This window comes from Mesorhizobium sp. M1312 (assembly GCF_040318115.1).
Lineage (GTDB): Bacteria > Pseudomonadota > Alphaproteobacteria > Rhizobiales > Rhizobiaceae > Mesorhizobium.
This window is the reverse complement of the sequence record NZ_JAMYLQ010000007.1, coordinates 134,249-157,954: the sequence shown is the minus strand read 5'-3', so window position 1 is coordinate 157,954 and position 23,706 is coordinate 134,249. Positions and strand designations below refer to the sequence as shown.

At 62.7% G+C, this 23,706-nt stretch carries 25 protein-coding genes and 1 pseudogene; 8 read left to right on the top strand and 18 right to left on the bottom strand.

Translation table 11 applies throughout. From position 1 onward, the window contains the following. The first annotated feature begins 731 nt into the window (after positions 1 to 731). A complete protein-coding gene (locus NKH36_RS11455) occupies positions 732 to 1,112 on the top strand; it encodes a c-type cytochrome (protein WP_352961937.1) in 381 nt (126 codons plus the stop codon). 84 nt (positions 1,113 to 1,196) lie between these two features. On the opposite strand, the gene gph is transcribed toward NKH36_RS11455, so the two are convergent. From gph to NKH36_RS11405, 10 genes are all read right to left on the bottom strand, one after another. Beyond that, positions 1,197 to 1,898, bottom strand: a complete 702-nt coding sequence (gene gph / locus NKH36_RS11450) for a phosphoglycolate phosphatase (RefSeq protein ID WP_352961935.1) — start codon at positions 1,896 to 1,898, stop codon at positions 1,197 to 1,199. Further along, complete coding sequence (locus NKH36_RS11445) at positions 1,895 to 2,452, bottom strand: thioredoxin family protein (RefSeq protein WP_352961931.1); 558 nt, start codon at positions 2,450 to 2,452, stop codon at positions 1,895 to 1,897. The genes gph and NKH36_RS11445 overlap by 4 nt, the downstream gene beginning before the upstream one ends. 40 nt (positions 2,453 to 2,492) lie before the next feature. Continuing rightward, positions 2,493 to 3,179 (bottom strand): ribulose-phosphate 3-epimerase, encoded by a 687-nt coding sequence (rpe, locus tag NKH36_RS11440; RefSeq protein ID WP_352961928.1) that lies wholly within the window; start codon positions 3,177 to 3,179, stop codon positions 2,493 to 2,495. A gap of 62 nt (positions 3,180 to 3,241) precedes the next feature. Beyond that, entirely contained in the window at positions 3,242 to 4,177 is a 936-nt protein-coding gene (gene cbbX, locus NKH36_RS11435) for a CbbX protein (protein ID WP_352961926.1), read from the bottom strand. Between the two features lie 7 nt (positions 4,178 to 4,184). Further along, the gene (locus NKH36_RS11430; RefSeq protein ID WP_065010919.1) at positions 4,185 to 4,619 is read right to left on the bottom strand and encodes a ribulose bisphosphate carboxylase small subunit; all 435 of its coding nucleotides are present in this window, start codon (positions 4,617 to 4,619) and stop codon (positions 4,185 to 4,187) included. A 19-nt stretch (positions 4,620 to 4,638) separates the two neighbouring features. Further along, a complete protein-coding gene (locus NKH36_RS11425) occupies positions 4,639 to 6,132 on the bottom strand; it encodes a ribulose-bisphosphate carboxylase large subunit (protein WP_502912015.1) in 1,494 nt (497 codons plus the stop codon). A gap of 21 nt (positions 6,133 to 6,153) precedes the next feature. Next, positions 6,154 to 7,233 carry a class II fructose-bisphosphate aldolase gene (fba, locus tag NKH36_RS11420; protein ID WP_352961922.1) on the bottom strand — a complete coding sequence of 360 codons (1,080 nt, stop codon included), beginning with the start codon at positions 7,231 to 7,233 and terminating at the stop codon, positions 6,154 to 6,156. 30 nt (positions 7,234 to 7,263) lie between these two features. Next, positions 7,264 to 9,300, bottom strand: a complete 2,037-nt coding sequence (tkt, locus tag NKH36_RS11415) for a transketolase (protein WP_352961919.1) — start codon at positions 9,298 to 9,300, stop codon at positions 7,264 to 7,266. Positions 9,301 to 9,310: 10 nt separating this feature from the next. Continuing rightward, a complete protein-coding gene (locus NKH36_RS11410) occupies positions 9,311 to 10,183 on the bottom strand; it encodes a phosphoribulokinase (protein ID WP_352961916.1) in 873 nt (290 codons plus the stop codon). 5 nt (positions 10,184 to 10,188) lie between these two features. Further along, entirely contained in the window at positions 10,189 to 11,235 is a 1,047-nt protein-coding gene (locus tag NKH36_RS11405) for a class 1 fructose-bisphosphatase (protein WP_352961913.1), read from the bottom strand. Positions 11,236 to 11,358: 123 nt separating this feature from the next. On the opposite strand from NKH36_RS11405, the gene NKH36_RS11400 reads away from it, so the two are divergent. Continuing rightward, complete coding sequence (locus NKH36_RS11400; protein ID WP_352961910.1) at positions 11,359 to 12,318, top strand: LysR family transcriptional regulator; 960 nt, start codon at positions 11,359 to 11,361, stop codon at positions 12,316 to 12,318. Positions 12,319 to 12,389: 71 nt separating this feature from the next. Here NKH36_RS11400 and NKH36_RS11395 read toward each other — a convergent pair whose 3' ends face one another. Next, positions 12,390 to 12,809 carry a hypothetical protein gene (locus NKH36_RS11395; RefSeq protein WP_352961908.1) on the bottom strand — a complete coding sequence of 140 codons (420 nt, stop codon included), beginning with the start codon at positions 12,807 to 12,809 and terminating at the stop codon, positions 12,390 to 12,392. Between the two features lie 89 nt (positions 12,810 to 12,898). Here NKH36_RS11395 and NKH36_RS11390 point away from each other — a divergent pair. Then, a pseudogene (locus NKH36_RS11390) lies at positions 12,899 to 13,044 on the top strand (TetR/AcrR family transcriptional regulator); the annotation flags it as partial. A 201-nt stretch (positions 13,045 to 13,245) separates the two neighbouring features. Here the strand turns inward: NKH36_RS11390 and NKH36_RS11385 are convergent. Next, positions 13,246 to 13,704 (bottom strand): nuclear transport factor 2 family protein, encoded by a 459-nt coding sequence (locus NKH36_RS11385; protein WP_352961905.1) that lies wholly within the window; start codon positions 13,702 to 13,704, stop codon positions 13,246 to 13,248. 121 nt (positions 13,705 to 13,825) lie between these two features. Between NKH36_RS11385 and NKH36_RS11380 the strand changes: the two genes are divergently transcribed. From NKH36_RS11380 to NKH36_RS11365, 4 genes are all read left to right on the top strand, one after another. Continuing rightward, entirely contained in the window at positions 13,826 to 14,404 is a 579-nt protein-coding gene (locus NKH36_RS11380; RefSeq protein ID WP_352961902.1) for a TetR/AcrR family transcriptional regulator, read from the top strand. Between the two features lie 47 nt (positions 14,405 to 14,451). Next, entirely contained in the window at positions 14,452 to 15,741 is a 1,290-nt protein-coding gene (gene fabF, locus NKH36_RS11375; protein ID WP_352961900.1) for a beta-ketoacyl-ACP synthase II, read from the top strand. A 107-nt stretch (positions 15,742 to 15,848) separates the two neighbouring features. After that, on the top strand, positions 15,849 to 15,980 hold the full coding sequence (locus tag NKH36_RS11370; protein WP_352961897.1) for a hypothetical protein: 132 nt from the start codon (positions 15,849 to 15,851) through the stop codon (positions 15,978 to 15,980). A gap of 259 nt (positions 15,981 to 16,239) precedes the next feature. Next, complete coding sequence (locus NKH36_RS11365) at positions 16,240 to 16,440, top strand: hypothetical protein (RefSeq protein WP_077373897.1); 201 nt, start codon at positions 16,240 to 16,242, stop codon at positions 16,438 to 16,440. A 27-nt stretch (positions 16,441 to 16,467) separates the two neighbouring features. Here the strand turns inward: NKH36_RS11365 and NKH36_RS11360 are convergent, their stop codons facing one another. From NKH36_RS11360 to NKH36_RS11335, 6 genes are all read right to left on the bottom strand, one after another. Then, positions 16,468 to 17,097, bottom strand: coding sequence for a hypothetical protein (locus tag NKH36_RS11360; RefSeq protein ID WP_352961894.1), 630 nt, complete (start codon positions 17,095 to 17,097; stop codon positions 16,468 to 16,470). Beyond that, positions 17,097 to 17,957 (bottom strand): lanthanide ABC transporter permease protein PedC, encoded by an 861-nt coding sequence (locus NKH36_RS11355; RefSeq protein WP_352962084.1) that lies wholly within the window; start codon positions 17,955 to 17,957, stop codon positions 17,097 to 17,099. The genes NKH36_RS11360 and NKH36_RS11355 overlap by 1 nt, the downstream gene beginning before the upstream one ends. Before the next feature lie 11 nt (positions 17,958 to 17,968). Continuing rightward, on the bottom strand, positions 17,969 to 18,757 hold the full coding sequence (locus NKH36_RS11350; protein ID WP_502912013.1) for an ATP-binding cassette domain-containing protein: 789 nt from the start codon (positions 18,755 to 18,757) through the stop codon (positions 17,969 to 17,971). Between the two features lie 100 nt (positions 18,758 to 18,857). Beyond that, the gene (locus NKH36_RS11345) at positions 18,858 to 19,358 is read right to left on the bottom strand and encodes a cupredoxin domain-containing protein (RefSeq protein ID WP_352961889.1); all 501 of its coding nucleotides are present in this window, start codon (positions 19,356 to 19,358) and stop codon (positions 18,858 to 18,860) included. 38 nt (positions 19,359 to 19,396) lie between these two features. After that, positions 19,397 to 20,323, bottom strand: a complete 927-nt coding sequence (locus NKH36_RS11340; protein WP_352962081.1) for a YVTN family beta-propeller repeat protein — start codon at positions 20,321 to 20,323, stop codon at positions 19,397 to 19,399. A 66-nt stretch (positions 20,324 to 20,389) separates the two neighbouring features. After that, positions 20,390 to 21,640 carry a lanthanide ABC transporter ABC transporter substrate-binding protein PedA1 gene (locus NKH36_RS11335; protein ID WP_352961886.1) on the bottom strand — a complete coding sequence of 417 codons (1,251 nt, stop codon included), beginning with the start codon at positions 21,638 to 21,640 and terminating at the stop codon, positions 20,390 to 20,392. Between the two features lie 222 nt (positions 21,641 to 21,862). Here NKH36_RS11335 and NKH36_RS11330 point away from each other — a divergent pair, with 222 nt between their 5' ends. Continuing rightward, entirely contained in the window at positions 21,863 to 23,704 is a 1,842-nt protein-coding gene (locus NKH36_RS11330; protein WP_352961883.1) for a (5-formylfuran-3-yl)methyl phosphate synthase, read from the top strand. Positions 23,705 to 23,706: the final 2 nt, after the last annotated feature.

The following is a 23,706-nucleotide window of genomic DNA, read 5'->3' as shown; positions in this document are numbered from 1 at the left end:
CCCGCTTTGACGAGATCCGGCCCGATCTGCGAGCCTGGACAAAAATCGCCAACTGCCGGAGTCCCGAGGTGCCCATGGAAAACCGGAATGGTTGAGGCTACGCGTTCGCCCGATGGCCGTCAACAAAGTCGAATGGATAGGGGCGCCGGAACCGAGCGCGCTCTGAACTTCGGGGGACGTCGCCGATACCTGAAACAAAAAACCCGCCTCGGGGGCGGGTCATTGGCGCAATCAGCACCATAGACATTCTGGTAGCATAGCTGCCGTCATCTGTCAAGTTGAAACTACCCCTGGTTGCAAGGGAATCGCTTCCGTTTGCGCTGCCCCTCATCGCCCTGCCGGGCACTTCTCCCCGTATAGTGACGGGGAGAAGGACGCCTTCGCAAAGGATTTCGCCAATCTCCAGCGTTGCAGAAAGGGCGCCGACGTTGCGGCCAGCCCCCTTCGCCCCGTCACTATACGGGGAGAAGGTGCCGGCAGGCGGATGAGGGGCAGCGCCGACGTCGACAATCGCCAATACGACTTGGACTCGCCCCCTTTTTCTGAAGCGATTGCCTGTGCGAACCGCTGCATGGTTGACATCCCTCATCTGCCGGGTAGCTTCCAAGATGCAGGCGTCGCAACTCCACAAGGGAGAAGTTTTCGCTCTGCCATAAACGACGCATGTCGATGATCAAACAAAGGCATGCGCAAATCGTCCAGGGCACCTTGACGATCAATGAGGAAATGCCATGCGTGCAATCGCGTTTTTCGCCGTCGTGTCCGTTGCGACGTCTATCACGAGCCAATCTCAGGCACAGGATGCCGCCGCGGGTGAGAAGGTCTTCGCCAAATGCAAGGCCTGCCACGTCGTCGACGAGGACAAGAACAAGATCGGTCCGTCGTTGAGCGGCGTTATCGGCCGGACGGCTGGCACGCATCCGGGGTTCAAATACTCCAAGCCCATGACCGAGGCGGGTAAATCCGGCGTCAAATGGGACGAGGCCACGCTGACAGCCTATCTTCGCGACCCGAAGGCCATGATCAAGGGTACGAAGATGGCGTTTCCCGGCCTCAAGAAGGACGAGGATCTCGCCAACGTCATCGCCTATCTGAAGCAATTCTCCAAATAACCCGGTTTTTCCCCGGAAGTAACCCGACTTCGCCGGCCGTTCGAAACTGCGTCGGCCGGCGCCCGCCCTGGTGGTTGGCGTCGGTCAGGCGGCGTCTTGCAGCCTCTGCATCGCGGAAGGCAGTTCGAACAGGTTGTCGCAAACGAGATCGGCGCCAAGCTCTTCAACCGGAATTTGGGTGTAGCCGCCACGCAGCAGAATGACGGGCATGCCGGCGGCGCGCGCGGCAGCCACGTCGGCGCTGCTGTCTCCGACCATCAGCGCGTCACGAGGTTCGACCTGAAGCTGGTTGAGCGCCAGCAGCAGAGCGTCGGGCGCCGGTTTCAGGTATGTCACCGCGTCTCCGCCAACGATCGCGCCAAGGTGTTCCGTCAGCCCAAAATGCAGCAGGATTTCGCGAGCCGCCAACTGCGGCTTGTTGGTCACCACGCCCATGGCTATTCCGCTCAAGTGGAAGTGAGTGAGAACCTCCCTGACGCCAGGCATCAGCGTCGTCAGGCCGGTGAGATGGCTGCGGTAGATCGGCGTCATGGCGCGGTTGGCCTCGTCAAGCGCGCTGCCGAGGAGCGGCGTACCGGAAGCCGCGAAGGCTCGCTCGACCAGTTTCCTGACGCCGCCGCCGATCATCGCCTTGACCTGATCCAGGCGCAGTGGCGGCAGATCGCGGCCGGCCAGCAATTCGTTGACTGCGGCCGTTATATCAGGCGCCGAATCGACCAGCGTGCCGTCGAGGTCGAACAGGATCGCCTTCGACGATCGAAACGGCCTACCCATGCCGACGTTCATGCGGCGTCCTTCCACTTGATCGAGCAGCCGATCGAAGCGACCTGGTCGAGCGGCCCGTCGCCGGTTCGGGCAATTTGCTTCATCGCCTCGAACAGGTCGCGCCTCAGCCCGGGCGGTCTGGCGTCGCGTCGAGCCGCGTCCAGCCGGCCGCGATATTGCAGCGTCAAGTCGCCGTTGAGCCCGAAGAAATCCGGAGTGCAAACGGCTCCATAAGCACGCGCCACCGTCTGGCGGTCGTCGTGGAGGTAGGGGAAAGTGAAGCCGTTCGCCTTGGCGAAGAGCTTCATGTTGTCGAAGGAGTCATCGGGATAGGCGTCGGCATCGTTGGAATTGATCGCGACAAAGCCGATGCCTTCGGGCTTGAGGTCGTTGGCATCGCGGACGATGCGTGAAATCACCGCCTTCACATAAGGGCAGTGGTTGCAGATGAAGGCCACCACCAGCCCGTTCAGGCCGGCGTGGCTGAAGATCGAATGCGATTTGCCGTCGACGCCGGGCAAAACGGCATCGATGGCTTGCCAGCCGAAATCGCAGATAGGTGGGATTGCCGCCAAGATTTCCTCCGCTGAAATGTTTGGCCTCCGATGAGACGGTTTACGCGGCTTTCCGGATCGCCCCGTCGGCTGCCTGTCTGATGGCGCCGATATTGGCGCGATAGGCAACCTCGGTGCCACCCTTGAAAATGGCCGAGCCGGCGACCAGCACATTGGCGCCGGCCGCGGTGACCAGGGGCGCGGTTTCGGGCGTGACGCCGCCGTCGATCTCGATGTCGATCGGGCGATGGCCGATCAGCGCCTTGACCCGCCTGACCTTGTCGACGACCGCCGAAATGAACGCCTGGCCGCCGAACCCGGGATTGACGGTCATCAGAAGCACCAGGTCGAGCCGGTCGAGCACATATTCGATGACGCTTTCCGGCGTCGACGGGTTCAGCGACACGCCGGCTTTCTTGCCGAGATTCCTGATCGCCTGCAGCGAACGATCAAGATGCGGCCCGGCCTCGGCATGCACCGTGATGATGTCGCAGCCGGCATCGGCGAAGGCGGCGAGATAGGCGTCGGCCGGTGCGATCATCAGGTGGCAGTCGAAGATCTTGTCCGTTCGGTCACGGATCGCCTTGATCACCGGCGGACCGAAGGTGATGTTGGGCACGAAATGGCCGTCCATCACGTCGAGATGGATCCAGTCGGCGCCCGCCCGGACGACTGCTTCGACCTCGTCGCCGAGCCGTGAGAAGTCCGCAGAAAGCACCGAGGGCGCGATGATTGTCTTAGTACCCATGGTCGTCGGCTCCCATTCTGTTTTCCGTTTCCGGTCGCTGCACACCAACCGGCGTGATCTTGTCAGCGCGCCTTCGTCTCCGGTTCGCCTTCGAGCTTGCCTTCCGCGAACACGCGGCTGCCGCGAATATCGGATTCCTCAATGGTGATAAGATCGGTTTTCGTCAACGCCCGGTCGCGCGACGCGAAAAGCCGGTTGGCCTGGCGAAGCCGCGCCCGGTCGAGCCCGTTGCGGACCGAGCGGGCGTTGGAGAAATGCGGCAGCCGCATACGGATCGGGAGATACTCTTCGAGCGCTTTGGCCGCCGCCTCGCTGAGACGGTAATTCTGTTCCGCCAGCATGATCTCGGCGATCGATTTGAGCTCGCCGACGCCGTAGTCGGGAAAATCGAGGTGATGGGCGATGCGCGAGCGCATGCCGGGATTGCTGTCGAAGAAGCGGTCCATCTTGTTCTTGTAGCCGGCAAGAATCACAACCAGATCGTCACGGTTGTTTTCCATGCATTGCAGCAGGATTTCGATCGATTCCTGGCCATAGTCGCGTTCGTTCTCGGGCTTGTAGAGATAGTAGGCCTCGTCGATGAAAAGCACCCCGCCCATGGCTCGCTTGATCACCTCGCGGGTTTTGGGCGCGGTGTGACCGACATACTGGCCGACGAGATCGTCTCGCGTCACCGCGACCATGTGGCCTTCGCGGACATAGCCGAGACGATGCAGGATTTCGGCCATCCTCAGCGCCACGGTGGTCTTTCCGGTACCGGGGTTTCCCGTAAAGTTCATGTGCAGCGTCGGCGCGCCCGAGATGAGGCCGAACTTGCGGCGAAGCCGGTCGACTAGGAGCAGCGCCGCGATCTCGCGGATGCGGGTCTTGACCGGCTTCAGGCCAACAAGCTCGCCGTCGAGCTTGTCCATCACCTCGTCGATGTTGGACGCCTCGAACTCGGCCTGCAGATCAACCGATTCGTCCTGCGCAGTGCCCTTTGCTATCGCGTCCAGCATGGTTTCGCTAGCTCCGCTCGCCTTCGGGCCTGTCGGTCGCATAAGGCACGATCGAATAGCCCTGGCTGCGGCCGTCGCGCTCCTGGCGCAGCAGCCGGAACCCGGGTTCGTTGGGCGGCCGGTTGACGATGAACGACATGCGCGGCGCTTCCCAGCCCTTGGTCGAATCGAAGGCGGTGACCCGGACATACATGTTGGGCATGGCTTTCCGGCAGCTGTTGACTTCAAGCAGGATGCCCGCTGGGTCCTTCAGGTCGAACATCGGGTTGCCGTACATTTCCCAATAGGTGTTTCGCGGATGCGGATCGTCCGTGTACTCGACGCTGACCGCCCAGTGGTTTTTCAGCGCATATTTGATCTGCGCCGAAATCTGCTCATCGGTCAGGTCGGGCAGGAACGAGAACTGTCCCTGCGTGACCTTGTTTCCCGGATTGGTCATCATGGCGACGGTTTCCTTTCGTCTAGAAGCTGGGCGTTGCGGTTGGCACGAAGTCGGCCGTGTCGGTCGATTCGTAGTTGAAGGTGACGTCCTTCCAGGTCTCCAGGGCCGCTTTCAGCGGCGTGCACCATCTGGCCGCCTGTTCGAGGATTTGGGTTCCTTCGCGCAGATAGTCGCGGCCCTCATTGCGGGCGAGGATCATCGCCTCCAACGCGACACGATTGGCCGTCGCGCCGGCCTGGATGCCGTCGGGGTGGCCGATCGTGCCGCCGCCGAACTGCAGGATGACGTCCTCGCCGAGATAATGGATCAACTGGTGCATCTGGCCGGCATGGATGCCGCCCGAGGCGACGGGCATCACCTTGTTGAGCGAGGCCCACTCCTGATCGAAGAATAGCCCGGTTTCGAGGTTCTGCGGCGTGCGCTCCTCGCGCAGCGTGTCATAAAAACCCTTGATCATCAGCGGGTCGCCTTCCAGCTTGCCGACCACCGTGCCGGCATGGATGTGATCGACGCCGGCCATCCGCATCCATTTGCAGATGACGCGAAAATTCATGCCGTGGTTCTTCTGGCGCGAATAGGTCGAGTTGCCGGCGCGGTGCAGGTGCAGGATCATGTCGTTGCGGCGTGCCCACTTGGCCATCGACTGGATCGCCGTGTAGCCAATGACGAGGTCGATCATGACGATGCAGGAGCCAAGCTGTTTTGCGAATTCGGCGCGCTCGTACATCTCCTCCATCGTGCCGGCGGTGACGTTGAGATAATGGCCCTTGACTTCGCCAGTGGCGGCCGACGCCTTGTTCACAGCCTCCATGCAGTAGAGGAAGCGGTCGCGCCAGTGCATGAAGGGCTGCGAGTTGATGTTCTCGTCGTCCTTGACGAAGTCGAGGCCACCCTTCAACGCCTCGTAGACGACGCGGCCGTAGTTGCGGCCTGACAGGCCAAGCTTCGGCTTCGTCGTCGCGCCGAGCAGCGGCCGGCCGAACTTGTCGAGCCGCTCGCGTTCCACCACGATGCCGGTCGCCGGGCCCTGGAAAGTTTTGAGGTAAGCCACCGGGATGCGCATGTCCTCGAGCCGCAAGGCCTTGACTGCCTTGAAGCCGAACACGTTGCCGATGATCGATGCAGTCAGGTTGGCGATTGAGCCCGGCTCGAACAGGTCGAGGTCGTAGGCGATGTAGGCGAAGTACTGCTGCTCGGTCTTGGTGCCGGGACCTGTGTTCGGCACGGGCTCGGATTTGAACGCCTTGGCGCGGTAGAGCTCGCAGGCGGTCAGTCTGTCCGTCCACACCACGGTCCATGTCGCTGTAGAGGATTCACCGGCGATGGCGGCGGCCGCCTCCTCGTGGTCGACGCCGGGCTGCGGCGTGATCCGAAACATGGCGATCAGGTCCGTCTCCTTGGGCCGGTAGTCCGGCTCCCAGTAGCCCATTTTCTTGTAGGGAATGACGCCCGACTTGTAGCGTTCGCTGCCTTCCTTGAGCGTGCCCGCTGACGGCATGTCGATCTTGTTCATGACAGGTCTCCTGTTTGCCGCTCAGGCGGCTTTCGCGGTTGCGATTTGCGGGTCGAATTTTCCCGCGGCGTAACGTTTCGCCATCTCGTCCATGGCGATAACCTTGATCTTCGAGGCGTTGCCCGCGGTGCCGAAGCGTTCGAAGCGATCGCGGCAAAGGTCGCGCAGGGCGTCCATGGCGGGTTTCAGGAATTTGCGCGGATCGAATTCGCGCGGGTCTTCCGTCGCGACGCGGCGGAACTGCCCGGCCATCGCCATGCGGCAATCGGTGTCGATGTTGACCTTACGCACGCCGTAGCGGATGCCGCGCTCGATCTCTTCGACCGGAACACCAAATGTCTGGGGCATCTCGCCGCCATATTTGTTGATGATGTCCTGCAGTTCCTGCGGCACCGAGGAAGAGCCATGCATGACCAGATGCGTGTTGGGCAGCTTTTCGTGGATCGCCTCGATCACCTGCATGGCCAAGATGCCGCCGTCCGGCTTGCGGCTGAATTTGTAGGCGCCGTGCGAGGTGCCGCAGGCGATCGCCAGCGCGTCGACCTGGGTGGCGGTGACGAAGTCGACGGCCTGGTCTGGATCGGTCAAAAGCTGGTCGTGGGAAAGCGCACCTTCGGCGCCATGCCCGTCCTCGGCCTCGCCCTGGCCGGTTTCCAGTGAGCCGAGTACGCCGAGCTCGCCTTCAACGGAAGCGCCGACCCAATGCGCCATGCGTGCGACACGTTCGGTGATGTCGACGTTGTAATCGTAGCTCGCCGGCGTCTTGGCGTCCGCCATCAATGAGCCGTCCATCATCACCGAGGTGAAGCCGTGGCGGATCGCCGAAAGGCAGGTGGCTTCGTTGTTGCCGTGATCCTGATGGATGCAGAGCGGAATGGCCGGATGCATTTCGGTCAACGCCTCCATCATCTTGGCCAGCATGATGTCGTTGGCATAGGAGCGGGCGCCGCGCGAAGCCTGGATGATGACCGGCGCTTCACAGGCCTTGGCCGCCTCCATGATGGCAAGGCCCTGTTCCATGTTGTTGATGTTGAATGCCGGCACGCCGTAACCATGCTCGGCGGCATGGTCGAGAAGCTGGCGAAGGGTGATGCGGGCCATTGTCGGGTCCTCTTAGCTGCAGAAGTTGGGCTAGATGATGAGCTTCAGCGCCGCTGCGGCGACGGCTTCGGGCGTGATGTCGAAGTGCCGGTAGAGATCCGGGGCAGGGGCGCTGGCCCCGAAACCGGCCATGCCAACGAAAGCGCCGGTATCGCCGATCCAGCGGTCCCAGCCGAGCCGTGCTGCGGCTTCGACCGCAATGCGCGGTGCCGAGCCGAGAACGGCCTTGCGGGTGCCGGCGTCCTGTTCCTCAAAAAGCTCCCAGCACGGCATCGAGACGACCGCGGCGGCGATGCCGTGCTCGGTTTCCAGCCGTTCGGCGGCGGCAACGGCAATCTCGACCTCCGAGCCGGTGGCGATCAGCGTCACGGCGCGGTGCTCGGCTGGCTCGCGCAGGACGTAGGCGCCCTGGCTCGACCGGTTCTCGTTGCTGTGTGGTTCGTCGCTGTGTGGCCCGTTGCCGTGTGCTTGGCGCAGCATCGGCAGGTTCTGGCGCGAGAGCACCAGCACGCTCGGCCGGTTCTTGCTCTTCAGCGCCAATTCCCAGCACTCCGCCGTTTCGATGATGTCGGCCGGACGGAAGACGTTGAGATTCGGCGTCGCCCGCAGCATCGCCAGGTGCTCGATCGGCTGGTGGGTCGGGCCGTCCTCGCCGAGACCGATGGAATCATGCGTCATCACATAGATGACACGCTGGCCCATGAGCGCCGAGAGCCGCATCGCGCCGCGCGCATAGTCGGCAAAGCACAGGAACGTGCCGCCATAAGGCACGAAGCCGCCATGCAGCGCTATGCCGTTCATGGCCGCGGCCATGCCGTGCTCGCGGATGCCGTAGTGAATGTAACGGCCGGCATAGTCATCCGGCGCTATGCGGTCCATGCCCTTGGTGATCGTCAGGTTCGAGTGCGTCAGATCTGCGGAGCCGCCGACGGTCAGCTCGGTTGCGGCGTTGATTGCACCCAGCGCCATTTCGGAGGCTTTTCGCGTTGCGACCTTGGTCGCCTTCTCGACATGCTCCTTGCCGAAAGCGTGGAGCGCTTCGAAGACCGCGGCGGGCAGGGTGCCGGCGACCGCGCTCTCGAAGGCCTGGCGCTGCGGCGAGGCGGCAAGCCGCTGCTCCCAGGCGTGCCGTGCTGCTTGCCCGCGCTCGGCAATTTCGCGCCAGGCGAAAAGGCTGTCGTCCGGCACCTCGAACGGCGCGTGGGCCCAGCCGATGTTTTCGCGCGTCGCGGCGATCTCTGCATCGCCCAGCGGCGCGCCATGCGTTTTCTCCGAACCGCCCAGATTGGGCGCGCCCTTGCCGATCACCGTGCGGCAGGCGATCAGCGACGGCCGATCTGACTGCTGTGCTGCTTCGATTGCCGCCGCGACGGCTTCAATATCGTGGCCGTCCACCGATTGGACGTGCCATCCAGCGGCTTTGAACCGGGCCGGCTGGTCCATCGACGTCGACAGCGACGTCGGTCCGTCGATCGAGATCGCATTGTCGTCCCAGAAGACGATCAGCCGGGAGAGCTTCAGGTGACCGGCAAGGTCGATCGCCTCGTGGCTGATGCCTTCCTGCAGGCAGCCGTCGCCGGCGATCACATAGGTGAAATGGTCGACGAGATCGGAGCCGTGGCGGGCGGCAAGCATCCGCTCGGCCAGCGCCATGCCGACGGCGGTCGAAATGCCTTGTCCAAGCGGGCCGGTGGTCGTCTCGATGCCAAGCGCATGGCCATATTCGGGATGTCCGGCGGTGCGGCTGCCCAGCTGGCGAAACCGCTGCAATTCCTCGATCGGCATGTCTTGGTAGCCGAGCAGGTAATGCAGCGCATATTGCAGCATCGAGCCGTGCCCGGCCGAAAGCACGAAGCGGTCGCGATCGGGCCAGTTAGGCGCCGATGGATCGATATTGATGAAGCGGCTGAACAGCACCGTCGCGACATCGGCCATGCCCATCGGCATGCCGGGATGACCGGAATTGGCCTTTTGGACGCTGTCCATCGCCAGTGCGCGAATGGCGTTCGCCATGTCGCGCTCCGAGACGGCGGCGACAGGTTTCAATACTGCTGCTTGGCTGTTCATGGCGTCCTCCTCACGACACACGGTTCTTGCGTTCGATCAATTGCAGGATGAGCGGCGTCAGGATCAGTTGCATGGCAAGATCGAGCTTGTTGCCTGGCACCACTATGGAATTCGGCCGCGACATGAACGAGTCGTGGATCATCGAAAGCAGGTAGGGGAAATCGATGCCGCGGGGATTGGCGAAGCGGATCACCAGCATCGATTCGTCGGGCGTAGGGATCCAGCGCGCGATGAACGGGTTGGACGTGTCGACGATCGGCACGCGCTGGAAGTTGATGGCGGTCTGCGAGAACTGCGGGACGATGTAGCGGACATAGTCCGGCATGCGCCGCAGGATCACGTCCATCACCGCCTCGGTGGAATAGCCGCGCGTTGCCCGGTCGCGATGGATCTTCTGGATCCATTCGAGATTTATGACCGGCACCACGCCGATCTTGAGGTCAGCGTGCCTGGCCAGGTTGATCTTGTCGGTGACGACGCAGCCATGCAGGCCCTCGTAGAAGAGCAGGTCGCTCGGCGGGAATTCGCGCCATTCGGTAAATTGTCCCGGCGGCGTGCCGTACTGCTTCTCCTCGTCCTCGTCATGGATGTAGGTGCGGGTCTTTCCGGTTCCGCGGCGGCCATATTCCTCAAACACCTCTTCGAGGATTGCGAGTTCGTTGGCCTCGGCATTGAAGTGGGTGAAGTTCGGATTGCCGGCCTTCTCCTGCTCGGCCACCTTCACCTTCATCGTGGCGCGGTCGTAGCGATGGAAAGCGTCGCCTTCGATGAAGGCGGCCTCGATATTCTCGCGCCGGAAGATCAGATCGAAGATGCGCTTGACCGAGGTGGTGCCCGCGCCCGACGACCCGGTGATGGTGATGATGGGGTGCTTTGCCGACATGGTGCTCAGGCCCTGAACAGGCCGCGGCGGCTGAACAGCGGCGCACGCTCGCCGATGGCGCTGGGCTCGGTGTGGTAGCGGGTGATGCGCGCGACTTCCCGCGCCGATCCGAACACCACGGGGACGCGCTGGTGCAGGCTCTCGGGTTCGATTTCGAGGATGCGGGTGATCGTATCGGTAGCGGCGCCGGCGGCCTGTTCGATGAGGTAGGCGATCGGGTTGGCCTCGTAGACGAGGCGCAGTCGTCCCTGGCGGTAACCCTTGCGCTTGTCGCCTGGATACAGGAATACGCCGCCGCGCATCAGTATGCGATAGCAGTCGGCGACCAGGGAAGCGATCCAGCGCATGTTGAACTCCTTCTCTCGTGGGCCCTCGGTGCCTTCGAGGCAGTCGTCGATGTAGAGCCGCACCGCCTCGTCCCAATGCCGGTAGTTGGCGGCGTTGATGGCGAACTCCTGGGTGCGCTGCGGGATGATCCGGCTCTCGTAGGCCTGGACGAAGGTGCCGAGCCTGGTCGAGAGAACGAAGACATGTGTACCGCTGCCGAGCGACAGAACCAGCGCCAGCTGCGGCCCGTAGATGAAGAAACCGGCACCCAGCTGGTTCACGCCTGCCTGCAAAAAAGAGGCGGCCGGATTTTCGTCCGGCGCGCCAGTTGCAGGGAGGAGCGAGAAAATCGTTCCAATCGACACGTTGGTGTCGATGTTGGAAGAACCATCGAGCGGGTCGATGGCGATGGCGAGAGGCGCCTGCCTGTCGAGCAGGACCGGCTGCTCCAGTTCCTCGGAGGCGTAGAGCGCGACCGGAGCGTGGCGCATGGCGTCGAGGAAGATGTCGTCGGCGAAGATGTCGAGATCCTTCTGGATGTCGCCATCGGCATTGGCGCCGCGGGACCCGGCAAAGGCGGTGCCGAGCACCCCCTGATTGATGGTGTTGCGGATCTTGGTGGCGGCCTGCGTCAGCTGGCGGACGGTCGCGACGACCGCAGAGCGCAGTTCGTCTGGCGGGCCGAGATAGGAATTCAGAAAAGCGTCGAGCGTTGCCGCTGGCATCGTAACCTCCCGATCCAGCCGCCTCTCCTCGGATCGGCCGGATAGGGGAATGAGAACAAACGGAACGGGATAAGTAAAATTCAATAACTTTACTTTCGCGCTAAAAAAAATTTAGTATGGCGCATGAGAAACCTCACGCTCAAGCAATTCAAGACCGTCCAGGCCATCATCAGCCATGGAAAAATTATTAGCGCGGCCAAGGCGTTAGGCTTGTCTCCTCCAGCGCTGACGATCCAGTTGCGGCAGGTCGAGGAGGAGTTCCAACTGGCCTTGTTCGACCGGACGTCGGACGGCATGCGTCCCACTGCCGCAGGTCTGGCCTTCGTCGAAACGGCGCAGGCCATCGAGGAGCGGCTTCGTCTGCTCGAAGACAAGATGGACGCGATCAAGGGCGTGCGCATCGGCAGCTTGCGGCTCGGCGTCGTTTCCACCGCCAAATATTTCGCGCCGCGGCTGATGGCCGGCTTCATGAAGGAACATCCCGACATCGACATGCGGCTTGCCATCGGCAACCGTGCCGAAACGATCGACAGTCTGAAGAACCACGACATCGATATCGCGCTGATGGGACGCCCGGCCAAGGAAGTCCCGGTGCGTGCCTCGGTCTTCGGCGATCACCCGCTGGTCATTATCGCGCCGCCCGACCACCCGTTGGCGTCGGCACGCGAGATATCCAAGGAGCGGATCGCCGAGGAACATTTCCTCATTCGCGAGCCCGGCTCCGGCACGCGCATCTCGCTGGAAATATTCCTGAGCGACGTGCCCGGCCGCATCGACGATCTCGGCGTCGAGATGGGCTCGAACGAGACGATCAAGCAGGCGGTGATGGCCGGGCTCGGCATCGCCTTCATCTCTGCCCACACCATTGCTGCGGAAACCGAAGCCGGGCGGCTGGTCATCCTCGACGTTGTCGGCATGCCGATCCGCCGGCAATGGTTTTCGGTGATGCGCAGCGATCACGCGATCTCGCCGGCCATGGCGACGTTCCACGACTTCCTGATGCGCAAGGGCGCGAAGTACCTGCCGCTGTTCGGCAAGCTCTATCCGCACGAAGAACCGAATACTAGAGGTCGCGCGAGTTAGGGCGCGCGGCCCACGGCAAACGCTTCAGACAAACGACAGCCGTCCGTCGCCTGTCAAAGTAGATTTGACCTCTACATCGGCCCCACGGACGCGAGCCCTCGGCCAGCAGCACGCAGGCTGCCGTCTGCAAAGCGGGTCAGTGCATTGGCATCGGCGCGCATGTCGGTCTCGGACGACACCGTCACCTCGTCGCCGGACCGCGAGAACGCGTAGAGCGGGCCGCGGTGGCCCGGCATCGAAAAGGCCACGGAGTCGCCGTCGGCGAGGCCCATGACGACGCGCTGCGGATCGCCGCCGATCTTCGGCGCGAAGGTGGCGGTAACCTCCACGAGGTCGCCTTCGGCCGGGACGTAATAGACGACCATGTCGAGGTGTCCCTCGTGCAGGCTGCCGGCTTCGATCGGGCGTCCTATGGTGGCTTCCTCGGCAAATGCCGGGGCGGCAAGAAACAGCGCGGCCAAAACCGAGGCGCTCAGGGTTTTGCGGATCATCTCGTATCTCCTTCTTTTTAGATTTCGTTCGAACTCTATACTGAGTTAGATTACGAATGCAATCTAAAAAATGAAAAAATTGATGATGCGTGGGAGGCGCTGCAGAAAACCGCGAAACGGCGATCAATGCGGCAGGCCGGCTTTTTCGGGAGCGCGGCTTTCACGGCATCGGCCTTAAGGATTTTGATGGAGGCCCGGGCTCACCCAGGGCGCGTTTTACAAGCAGTTCGCATCCTAGCACGACCTGGCGGCGCAGGCGTCCAGGCGGGCGATGGAAAGCGCCACCCGTGGTCTCGCGGACCGTCAATGACTGTCGAAGCGGTTCCTGCAAGCGGCCGCCGAGAGCGTGCTGATGGGGTCGTCTGCGGGCGATGGCCGGCATGGCCACGAGCTGGCGTACCCGCGGCTACGCTGCGGACCGCTGACTGCGCTTCTGCTAGCCTACAATTGGTTCGGCGACAGCTTCTTCGAGGCCAGTTGCCGCTTGGGCGGCAAGACCGCGGGCCGCTGCTTGTGAATCGTAAAATTCCTCAAGTGCATAGACTCTGCCCCACCGTAGGGTGAACACGTGGAGACCACGGTTGACGTACGACGCGTCGCCGTTGAGCAGCGTTGCGGTGCCGTCCCACTGGGCGAACACGGTGGTATGCCACGGCCAGCCCTTCACCCAGATGTGGTTGACCGTGAGATGGAGATTGGGCAGGACGCGGCCGAGGCGCTCAAACCAGCGGCGCACGGCTTCTTTGTCGTGGCGCTCACCACCAAGCGCGTGGGCGCCGGAAACGCGGTGATGGACATGCGGCACGAGTGCTTTCACCGCCTGATCCCAGCGATGTTTGTTGACGTGGTCGAAGCTCTCCCGGATCGATTTCTCGACAAAATAACTGTAAAGCATTTGACCTCTCCTCCAAATTTTCGATGGCGTGTCGTGGGCACCCGTGCGCAGCCGAATTGGATTGCGTTCGCACTCTATACCTGCTATAGATGTCGAACGCAAGCTAATTTAGGAGATGACGATGCGTGTGAGTCGCATTCAGGCGGCGGAAAACCGCGAAACCGTGATCAATGTGGCAAGCCGGCTTTTCCGGGAGCGCGGCTTTGACGGCATCGGCCTTAAGGACCTGATGCAGGCTGCCGGGCTGACCCAGGGCGCGTTTTACAAGCAGTTCGCATCCAAGGACGATCTGGCGGCGCAGGCGTCCAGGCGGGCGATGGAGAGCGCCACCCTCCGGTGGTCGGCCGCGACTGCGGCAAAATCCGAGGATCCGCTTGGCGCGGTGATCGCGTTCTACCTCAGTATGGACCATCGCGGAGAAAAGATGGACGGCTGCCCGATCGTGGCGCTCGGTTCGGATGCCGCCAGACAGGGCAGCGACGTGAAAGCGTCGTTCGAAGCCGGGATCAAGGAGCATCTCGAAATCCTCGGCCGTTTCATTGCCGAGGCCAATGATGAGGAGTCCCATGGAAAGGCTATGGCCATTCTCTCGACGATGGTCGGTGCGCTGACACTATCGCGCGTTGTCAACGACCCGGACCTCGCCCAGGCCTTTCTGGACGCGGCGACCGAACAGGTTCGCGAAGCAGCCGCCGCCTAGACGGCGTGCGCAACGCTGGCAGCGCACCCAAATTGATAGGAGAATAGATGCGACGGATTGTCGTTACAGGCATGGGAGCGGTCACGCCCCTTGCTGCCGATGTCGAAGCGTCCTGGTCGCGGCTCCTGGCCGGTCGCTCAGGTATCCGCAGGCTTCCGGACGGCATGGTGGGAGAGCTGCCAGCGAAGGTTGGCGGCGTGGTTCCCTCGCTGGCAGAAGATCCGGACGCTGGCTTCGATCCGGATGCCGTGCTGCCGCCGAAGGATCAGCGCAAGGTAGACCGGTTCATTCTCTTCGGGCTCGCCGCTGCACAAGAGGCGCTCGCCCAAGCAAGATGGGCACCCGTCTCGGAAGCGGATCGCTTGCGCACGGCCACGATCATCGCCTCGGGCATCGGCGGGTTCGCCGCCATAACCGAGGCGGTGCGCACGGTCGACCGACGCGGCGTCCGCCGCATATCGCCGTTTACGGTGCCGTCCTTTCTGGTGAACCTCGCAGCAGGCCACATCTCGATCCGCCATGGCTTCAAGGGCCCATTGGGCGCACCGGTGACGGCGTGCGCGGCCGGCATTCAGGCGATCGGCGACGCGGCTCGCCTTATCCGCGCCAATGAAGCCGATATCGCCGTGTGCGGTGGAACCGAAGCCTGCATGAATATCGTCAGTCTCGGTGGTTTTGCCGCGGCTCGCACTCTTTCTACCGGCTTCAATGAAACGCCGGCTCAAGCCTCGCGCCCCTTCGACATCTCGCGTGACGGCTTCGTCATGGGCGAAGGGGCCGGCATCCTGGTCATCGAGGAATTGAGCTACGCGCTTGCGCGCGGTGCGAAACCGCTCGCCGAGCTCGTCGGCTACGGCACGACGGCGGATGCTCATCACGTCACCTCCGGTCCCGAGGACGGCGACGGGGCGCGCCGGGCCATGGCGATTGCGACTGCCCAGGCCGGCATTTCGCCGCGTGAGGTTCGCCACCTCAATGCGCACGCGACCTCCACGCCGGTCGGTGATCTCGGGGAAATCGCGGCGATCAAAACACTCTTCGGTGCAGATTCCGCCATAGCTGTCAGCGCAACGAAATCCGCGACCGGACACCTGCTCGGAGCCGCCGGCGGGCTTGGAGCCATCTTCGCAATCCTGGCGCTTAGGGATCAGATGGCACCGCCAACCCTCAATTTGAGCGCACCGGATTCAGCTGGAGACGGGATCGACTTCGTCGCAAACCAAGCCCGCCCGATGGGAATGGACTACGCGATCTCCAACGGCTTCGGCTTCGGAGGAGTCAATGCCAGCGCGCTATTCCGGCGCTGGACGGACGAGCTCGCCGGGGCGGGCACCTGATGGGCCGGCGATTAATACCCTGCCTCTGGCCGCCTGGCAGCCCGGCGCTTGCGATCGCCCCGTCCGGATCCCATTTCTGACCACACCAACTCTGCCGAACGCCGGCAATGGTTTTCGGTGAGCGCAGCGATCACGCGATCTCGCCGGCCATGGCGACATTCCACGATTTCCTGATGCGCAAGGGCGCGATGTATCTGCCCCTATTCGGCAAGCTCTATCCGCAGACCAGAGTGGGATGATGTTGGGCAGGCGAAATTCGACCTGAACGACCGACATACCAAACCGCAACGATTGTGGTGATAGCTCCGAAAGGGGGGGTGGAAAACGCCCGGCGATCGTTGGCGTTAGATAAGCGGCATGTTATGTTGCAGTGCGAAAGAGCGGGGGCCACGTCCTTTCACACCCGTAAGCGATCTGTATGTGCGACCCCTGCAGACTGGTCGGTATCACTGAAACCTCCCGGGCATGGGGTTCGGGATTCGATGGGGACAAGGGGTAATGCTTTACACGCTGGTTATGATGGTCTGCCTGACGGATGTGCCGCAGACCTGTGAACAACGCGAACAGATGGTGGACGGCCTGGCGATGAATCCTGGGACCGCCTTCATGCAGGCGCAGCCGCTGGTCGCCCACTGGATCGAGACGCATCCCGGTTATTTCGTGCAGCGCTGGCGCGTGCTGCCCGGCCGGGGATCGTGAGATCCGCCGCGAAGAGCGAACGAGGTTCTACTTCTTCGCGGCGAGCGTTTCCGAAACGGCCTTGGACAATTGATAAAGCCGCTGCTCGATGATCGTCGGCACTTCACAGACGTAAGTCAGTGATTGGACGCGTTCATTGAAAATTCGCGTTGCGAATTTCAGCTGTTCGGTTCGCCGTTCGATCTCGTTTGGATCTGCATCAGGCTTTGCCCGCAACGCATCGACGTCGGACGCTTCCTTGCGCAACGCGGCGGCCATTTCGAGTTGCTTGTGGGCGTAACGGGAAATGCCTGAGATCACGTGCGAACGCTCGGCGTCCATGTGATCGAACATGCCTTGCACCAGCATCGCCATTTTCGGCGCAAGCTGCTCGGCCGGCAAGGAAGCGGCGAAATCCTTGATCTTCTTTTGGGCTTCGGCAATCGGTATCCGCCGGGCCGCCACCTCCTCGACCAGAGCGGAGACGGCGGGGTCCTTCGACAAGTCCTTCGCTGCTGGAGGCAGCTCCGGCCCGTTCCAGATCTGGCCGAGCGAGAGTTGCGGCACCTTGCGCTGTATGCAGGGCCAGTCCGGATCGGTGTTCGCCGCCATGGCGTTCACGCCCGGCGCGAGCACGGCAACCATAGCCAGGCTGCGAACAAGGCTCATTCGTGCCATCAGGCATTTCCTCCCGTGTCCTGTTTGCGGGTCATCAGGCCGCGCGAAGGGTCGTAAGCGATGATGGCGGCGGCAAGAAACAGCAGCGTGCAGCCGGCGACGACGCCCAGCGACAGCCAGTTAATCTGGCCGTAGAAGGCGAAGCGGATCAGTTCGACCGCATAGGTGAACGGGTTGGCGAGGCAGATTTTGTAAAGCAGCGGGCTCGCCTCCTGGATGCGCCACAAGGGATAGAGCGCCGGCGAGGCGAAATAGCCGGGAAAGATGACGAAGTTCATGATGCCGGCGAAATTTTCGAGCTGCTTGATCATCGACGACAAAAGCATGCCGAGCGCGCAAAGCATCATGCCCGACAGGAACAGCGCCGGCAGCACCATGAGATAGCCGATCGGCGGCGCCTTGACGCCCCAGAACCAGGCAACGATCAGGAACGCGTAGACTTGCGCGATCGATACGGAGACGCCGGCGAGCATCTTCGACACCAGCAGGAACCAGCGCGGGAAGGGGCTGACCAGCAGGGTGCGCATGTTGCCCATCTCGCGGTCATAGACCATCGACAGCGAAGACTGCATACCCGAGAACAGCAGGATCATGCCGCACAAACCCGGCGTGATGTAGACCTCGTAGAGCACGTAGGTCTTGTAGGGCGGGATGATCGACACGCCGAGCACCTGCCGGAATCCGGCGGCAAAAATGAACAGCCAGATGAGCGGCCGAACGAGCGAGGATATGAAGCGCTCGCGCTGGTGCAGGAAGCGCAGGCACTCCCGCAGGACGAGGCCTTTGAGGCAGATGAGATAGTGGCGGAGGCCGAATTTTTCGAACTTCACCGGGATGATGCCGGCGACTTTCTCGGGCATTGCGGGAGCGCTCATGGCGATATCTCCGCGATGCCGGCGGTTTCGATGCGGCTGAGCCTCGAAAAGGCGTCGCGGATCGAACCGGCGCCGCTCGTCCTGACGACATCGGCAACCTTGCCCTTGGCGACCAGTTCGCCCTGCCGCAGCACGACGACATGGTCGCCGTCTTCAACCTCGTCGATCAGATGCGTCGCCCACAGCACGCCAATGCCCTCGGTTTCGACGAGCTTGCGGATGGTGGCGAGAATGCCCGCACGCGACTGGATGTCGAGACCGACCGTCGCCTCGTCGAGCAGCAGCAGCGAAGGGCGGTGGAGCAGTGCCCTGGCGATCTCGATGCGCCGTATTTGGCCGCCGGAAAGACTGCGCGCCTTGTCATGCTGACGGCCCTGCATGTCGACAATATCAAGCAGCGCGGCAATGCGCTGCCGGGCCTCGCGTCCTCCGATGCCATGCAGCGCGGCGTGGTAGGAGAGGTTCTGGTGGACGCTGAGGTCGAGGTCGAGCGTGCGTGCCTGGAACACGATGCCGACACGCCTGAGCGCTTCGCCCGATGCGCGGCTGACGTCATGGCCGAAGATGCGGATCGACCCGCCGCGCGTGTCGTAAAGGTGGCTGATCAGCGAGAACAGGGTTGTCTTGCCGGCGCCGTTGAGGCCGAGAAGAACGGTGAAGGTCGCCGGCGCGATCGAGAATGAGACGTCGTTGAGCGCCCGCTTCGGACCATAGGAATGGCTGACGCCGGCGACATCGAGCGCCGCCACCTCATCTCCTGGTCCGCTTGTCCTCACATGCTGCACGCCGGCTGGCTCCTTGTCGTCGACGATAGTCTAGCGCACCTAGCGCACCAGGAGTCTAGCGCACCGGGCCCGATCGCGCAGGTCCCGCTTTCCGGTGATCCTACTTGATCGTGATCGTGCCTTTCATGCCCCTGTCGGCGAGGTCGGGCACCGACCATGTGTAGATGCCGGGCCTCACGGTGGTGAACTGTACCTGGATGGTGCCGTCGGCGTCGAATTCGAGCCATGCGGGTGCGCCGTTCATGTGCACCTCGAGGTCGTTGATGACGATCTGGTTGTTCCACACATTGCGGAACAGGTCGGTATGGAATTTGTATTCCAGCCCGCCCGCCGCGGTGATCTTCCAGCGATAGCCTTGGCCGGCGATCAGCTGAAAGTCCTTCTGATTGGCGGTGAACTGGTCTTCCTTGCTGCCGAGGATAAGTTCCGGCACGTCCTTGCTGGCCCGCGTTGCCTTCTCGGCTTCGGGACTGGCATCGGTTTTGGTGACCGCCCCGGCGGCTGCGCCGTCGTCATCGTCGTTGTCCTGCGCCCAGACCTGATCCTGCGTGAGTGCCATGCCCACCAGCGCAGCGAAAGCGACTGCCCGAAATTTCCGCATGATTTCCTGCCCTTCTGCTGTTTTTCTGCCTGTTTGATTCAATTGGGCGAGACGACGACACCCCACGGCAGCGCGCCGACGGTCACCGACTGCACCGGCTCGTCGGTCTCCACGTCGATGAAGGTGATGTCGTTCGACACGCCGTTGGTCGAGATGATGGTTTTCTGGTCCGGGGTGAAGGCGAGCTGCCAGACGCGCTGGCCGACCAGCACGTATTTCTCGACCTCGTATGTTTGCGTATTGATCACTGCGACGCGGTTGGCCGGTCCGAGCGCCACATAGGCTTTCTTGCCGTCGGCGGTGATGCGCACACCGACCGGCTGGATGGATTCGGCCCTCAGGCCTGATATCTCGAAGGTGATCTTTTGGACAACTTCGCGCGTTTGATTGTCGATCACCGAAACCGTGCCACCGATCTCGGCACTCACCCAAGCCTGCTTGCCGTCGGGCGTGAACTCGACGAAGCGGGGACGCGCGTCCACCAGCACGTTGTCGGTGATCTCGTGGGTTGTCGTATCGATGAAATGCGCCATGTTTGTCGTTTCCGACGTATTGACCATGGTCTTTCCGTCCGGGCTGACGCCCATGCCTTCCGGTTCGACGCCGACCGGGATCTCAGCCAGCATCTTCTTATTCTCGATGTCGATGACGGTGACGAGATTGTCGTCCTCATTGGCGACATAAAGCGTCTTGCCGTCAGGCGAGAGCACGAAGAGCTCCGGGTCAGGCCCGGAGGGCAAGGTATCGACGATCTCCAGGGACGCCGTATCGATCACCTCGATCGAATCGTCGTCACTTGCGCAGAGATAAATGTGCTTGCCGTCATGCGAGATGGTGATGCCGCGCGGACGCTGCCCGACATTGACTGTCTTCACCACCTGCATCGTTGCGGTGTCGACGACGGACATCGTGTTGTCTTTCTCGTTGGAAACATAGGCCATATAGGCCGACGCTGGGCCGGCCATGAAGCCGGTCGCCAGAATGGCGAGTGCGCAAGCTCGTCTCTGCACTGAAATTCCTCCCAATTGGTTCTACTTAAGCACGCATTTTGTTTCCGGTTCATCGACCCCGAGCGTATCGAGCTCCGACACCTGGTGCAAAAAACCCTCCTGCGGCGACGTCGAGACGACCGACCTGGTGTCGCCGAGGAAGATCGGCTGCCTCAACTGCTGGTTCCACTTGCGGAAAGTCAGTTTCTGCCCCTTGAAGGCGGCGATCGAAAAGTCGTCGGAGCGGATGAAGTCGGCCATCTTCCGCGGGTCGGCGCCCTGCGTGCGGGTCGCCGCCTCGCCGAGGATGCGCACCGCGGTCCACGCCGCCATGTCCTTCGACATCATGCGGCGGCCGTTTGCCTTGGCGAAGCGGTTCTGGATCTGGGTGCCGCCCCATTGCTCGCTGGCCGGATGCCAGGCCGACGGAGTGAGGCCGGCGGTGCCGGCGACCGGCCGCGGAGTCCAGGTACGGAACGGAACATAGGTGCCGAACACCTCGCTTTCGTCGGCGACCAGCAACACGTCGTGCTCCGGCAGGTCCTGGGTGAAGACCGGCATCTGCCGCTGGATCTGGACGACGCCGGAATCGGTCCGCCGTGCCGTACCGGTATCTTCGAACAGCTTTTCGCCGACGATCTCGCCGCCGAAGCGCGTCGCCGCCCGGCGCAGCGCCTCGGCAAAAAGCTGGTCGCGCTCGTGCGAGCCGTAGATCAGCACCCAGCGCCGCCATTGCTTCCAGATGAGATATTGCGCCAGCCCGTCGGCCAGCATGCTGCGCGTCGGGATGGTGTGGAAGACGTTGGCGCGGCATTGCTCCTCGCGAAGACTGTCGTCGGTGGCGCCGGCATTGAAGATCAAAACGCCGTTGTCGCGGGCAAGATCGGCGATCGACAGCAATTGCTTGGCCGAGACGTCCGCGACCACATAGCGGTCGCCTCTGGCGATCATGTCCTGGAAGGCTGCAACGACGTCCGCGTCCGGCTTTACCTCGGTCACGTCGAGGCTGAATTTCTGGCCGAGGAAGCTGCCGGTCGTGTTGTTGTCGGCAATCGCCACATTGCCGCCGGCGACGCCTTCATCGCGCGGCGGGACGTCGAGCACCGACAAGGCCAGCTGCGGCGCATAGGCGCGCAAATAGCCTATCTTGATTTCGGTTACCTTTTTTTCAGGCTTAGCCGTGACAGCCGGTTGCTTGCCCGTCGCCTCCTGGGCGAGCGCGCCCGGAACGTTGACGGTCAGGGAAAAAAAGCACAAAAAGGCCGCGAGAGTGCCCGGCACCGCGCTCGTCATCGATAAAATTACCCGTTCTTGCGCTAAAGTCCGATTGTTGTCGGACCGGCGCGAAGTCAAGGTGCCCGTGATGAGCTTAGCTGACCCGCAAATTTTATCAAACCCTGAAAGTGGACTTCTCGCGTCTGCTTTAGTGGCACGCCTGCCCGCCGGCACGGCAACTGAGCGGATTTCGGTATTCGGGCCCGAGAGCCTCCTGTCCCTCATGCCGGAGAAAGTCCAATGACCAGAATGCTAGCCAGTGTCACCGGCGTCGACGAGGCGGAGATCGCGCTTTCAGGCGGCGTCGACATCGTCGACCTGAAGGATCCGAAGGCGGGCGCGCTGGGCGCGGTATCCACGCAAATCATCCGCCGGACGATTTCATTCATCGCCGGCCGGGCGCCGGTCAGCGCGGTCTGCGGCGACCTGCCGATGGAACCCGAGACGATCCGCGCCAAGGCCGAAGAGATCGCTGCGACCGGCGTCGATTACGTCAAGATAGGCTTTTTTCCGTCGGCAAATGCCGCCGCCTGCGCGGCGGCGCTCGCGCCGCTCGCCGCGCGAACGAAACTGATCGCCGTGCTTTTCGCCGACCTGGCGCCGGATTTCGAGCTTCTGCCGCTGTTTGCCAAACATCGCTTCCGTGGCGCCATGGTCGACACTGCAAACAAGGCAAACGGGCGGCTGCTCGACCATCTGCCGCCCGAGCGTATCCCGGGTTTCATCGATCGGGCCAAATCGCTCGGTCTCATAGTTGGCCTGAGCGGATCGCTGGAAGCCCCGGACATTCCGCGCCTGCTGCCCTTCGCTCCCGATTTTCTCGGCTTTCGCGGGGCGCTGTGCGGCCACTCCGGCCGCGTGGGTTCGATCAGTGCCGAGGCGCTTTCGCAGATCCGCGAGTTGGTCCCGGAAGAATCCCGGGCCGGCGGCCCGTCGAGCGTCGACTACCGCCTGCTGGCGGCGAGGGGCTATTCGCCGGGCACCGACCCGACACTGGGCACCGACAAGATATTCGTGCGGGACTTTGTCCTGCCGGTCCAGATCGGCGCTTACAGTTTCGAGCACGGCCATACACAGAAGGTGCGTTTCGACGTGACCGCCGACGTGCTGCAAGTCACCGACCATCCCGAAGACATGCGCCATGTGTTCTCCTACGACATCATCATGGATGGTATTCGCACCATCGTCGCGCGAGGCCACATCCAGCTCAGCGAGGCCTTGGCCGAGCAGGTGGCGACCTACATTCTGGAGAACCCGCGTGTCGTGCGCGTCACGGTAAGGGTGGAAAAACTCGAACTCGGCCCAGGCGGCGTCGGCGTCGAGATCGAACGCAAGCGCCAAGCGGCAGGCCGCGGCGTTGCCTCCGGCCCTGCCGGCCGAAAAGAGCAAAGCGCTGCTTCCCAGCCGCGACAGGAAAGGCCTGAGGTCGTGAGGCGAGCCGCGGTCAAGCCAGCCGTCGTCAAGCTTGGCGGCAGCACGGTCCATGCGGCAGAAATGGAAAGCTGGATCGCGGCGCTGGCGGGTTCCAAGCTGCCGATCGTCATCGTGCCCGGCGGCGGGCTCTTCGCCGACCAGGTGCGTGAGACGCAGTTCCGCATGGATTTTTCCGATACCGCTGCCCACGCCATGGCGATCCTCGCCATGGAGCAGTTCGCCCAGGTCATCCTCGACCGTGACGAAAGGCTGGCGCCGGCACGGTCGCTGGAAGAAATGGTGCGGGCACTGGACGCGGGGAAGGTGCCGGTATGGCTGCCGTCGTCCTTGGCCCTGTCGGCGCCGGACATTCCGGCGTCCTGGGACGTTACCTCCGATTCCCTTGCCGCCTGGCTTGCCGGCAAGCTCGGCGCGAATGCGCTGCTGCTGATCAAGCAGACCGGCGCCTTCCTCGGCAGCGACACGATCGACAGCCTGGCAGTCAGAGGCATCGTCGACGCCGGCTTCGCCGCCATGCTGCCCGACGGTGTCGATTTCCATCTCGCCGGTCCGAAAGATGCAGCCGAAGCCGGGGTGCTACTCGCGTCGGGCAATCTGCCCGGCATCCGGATCGCGGCTCCGATCCGTCCGGCAAGAAAAGCAGGGTAGGC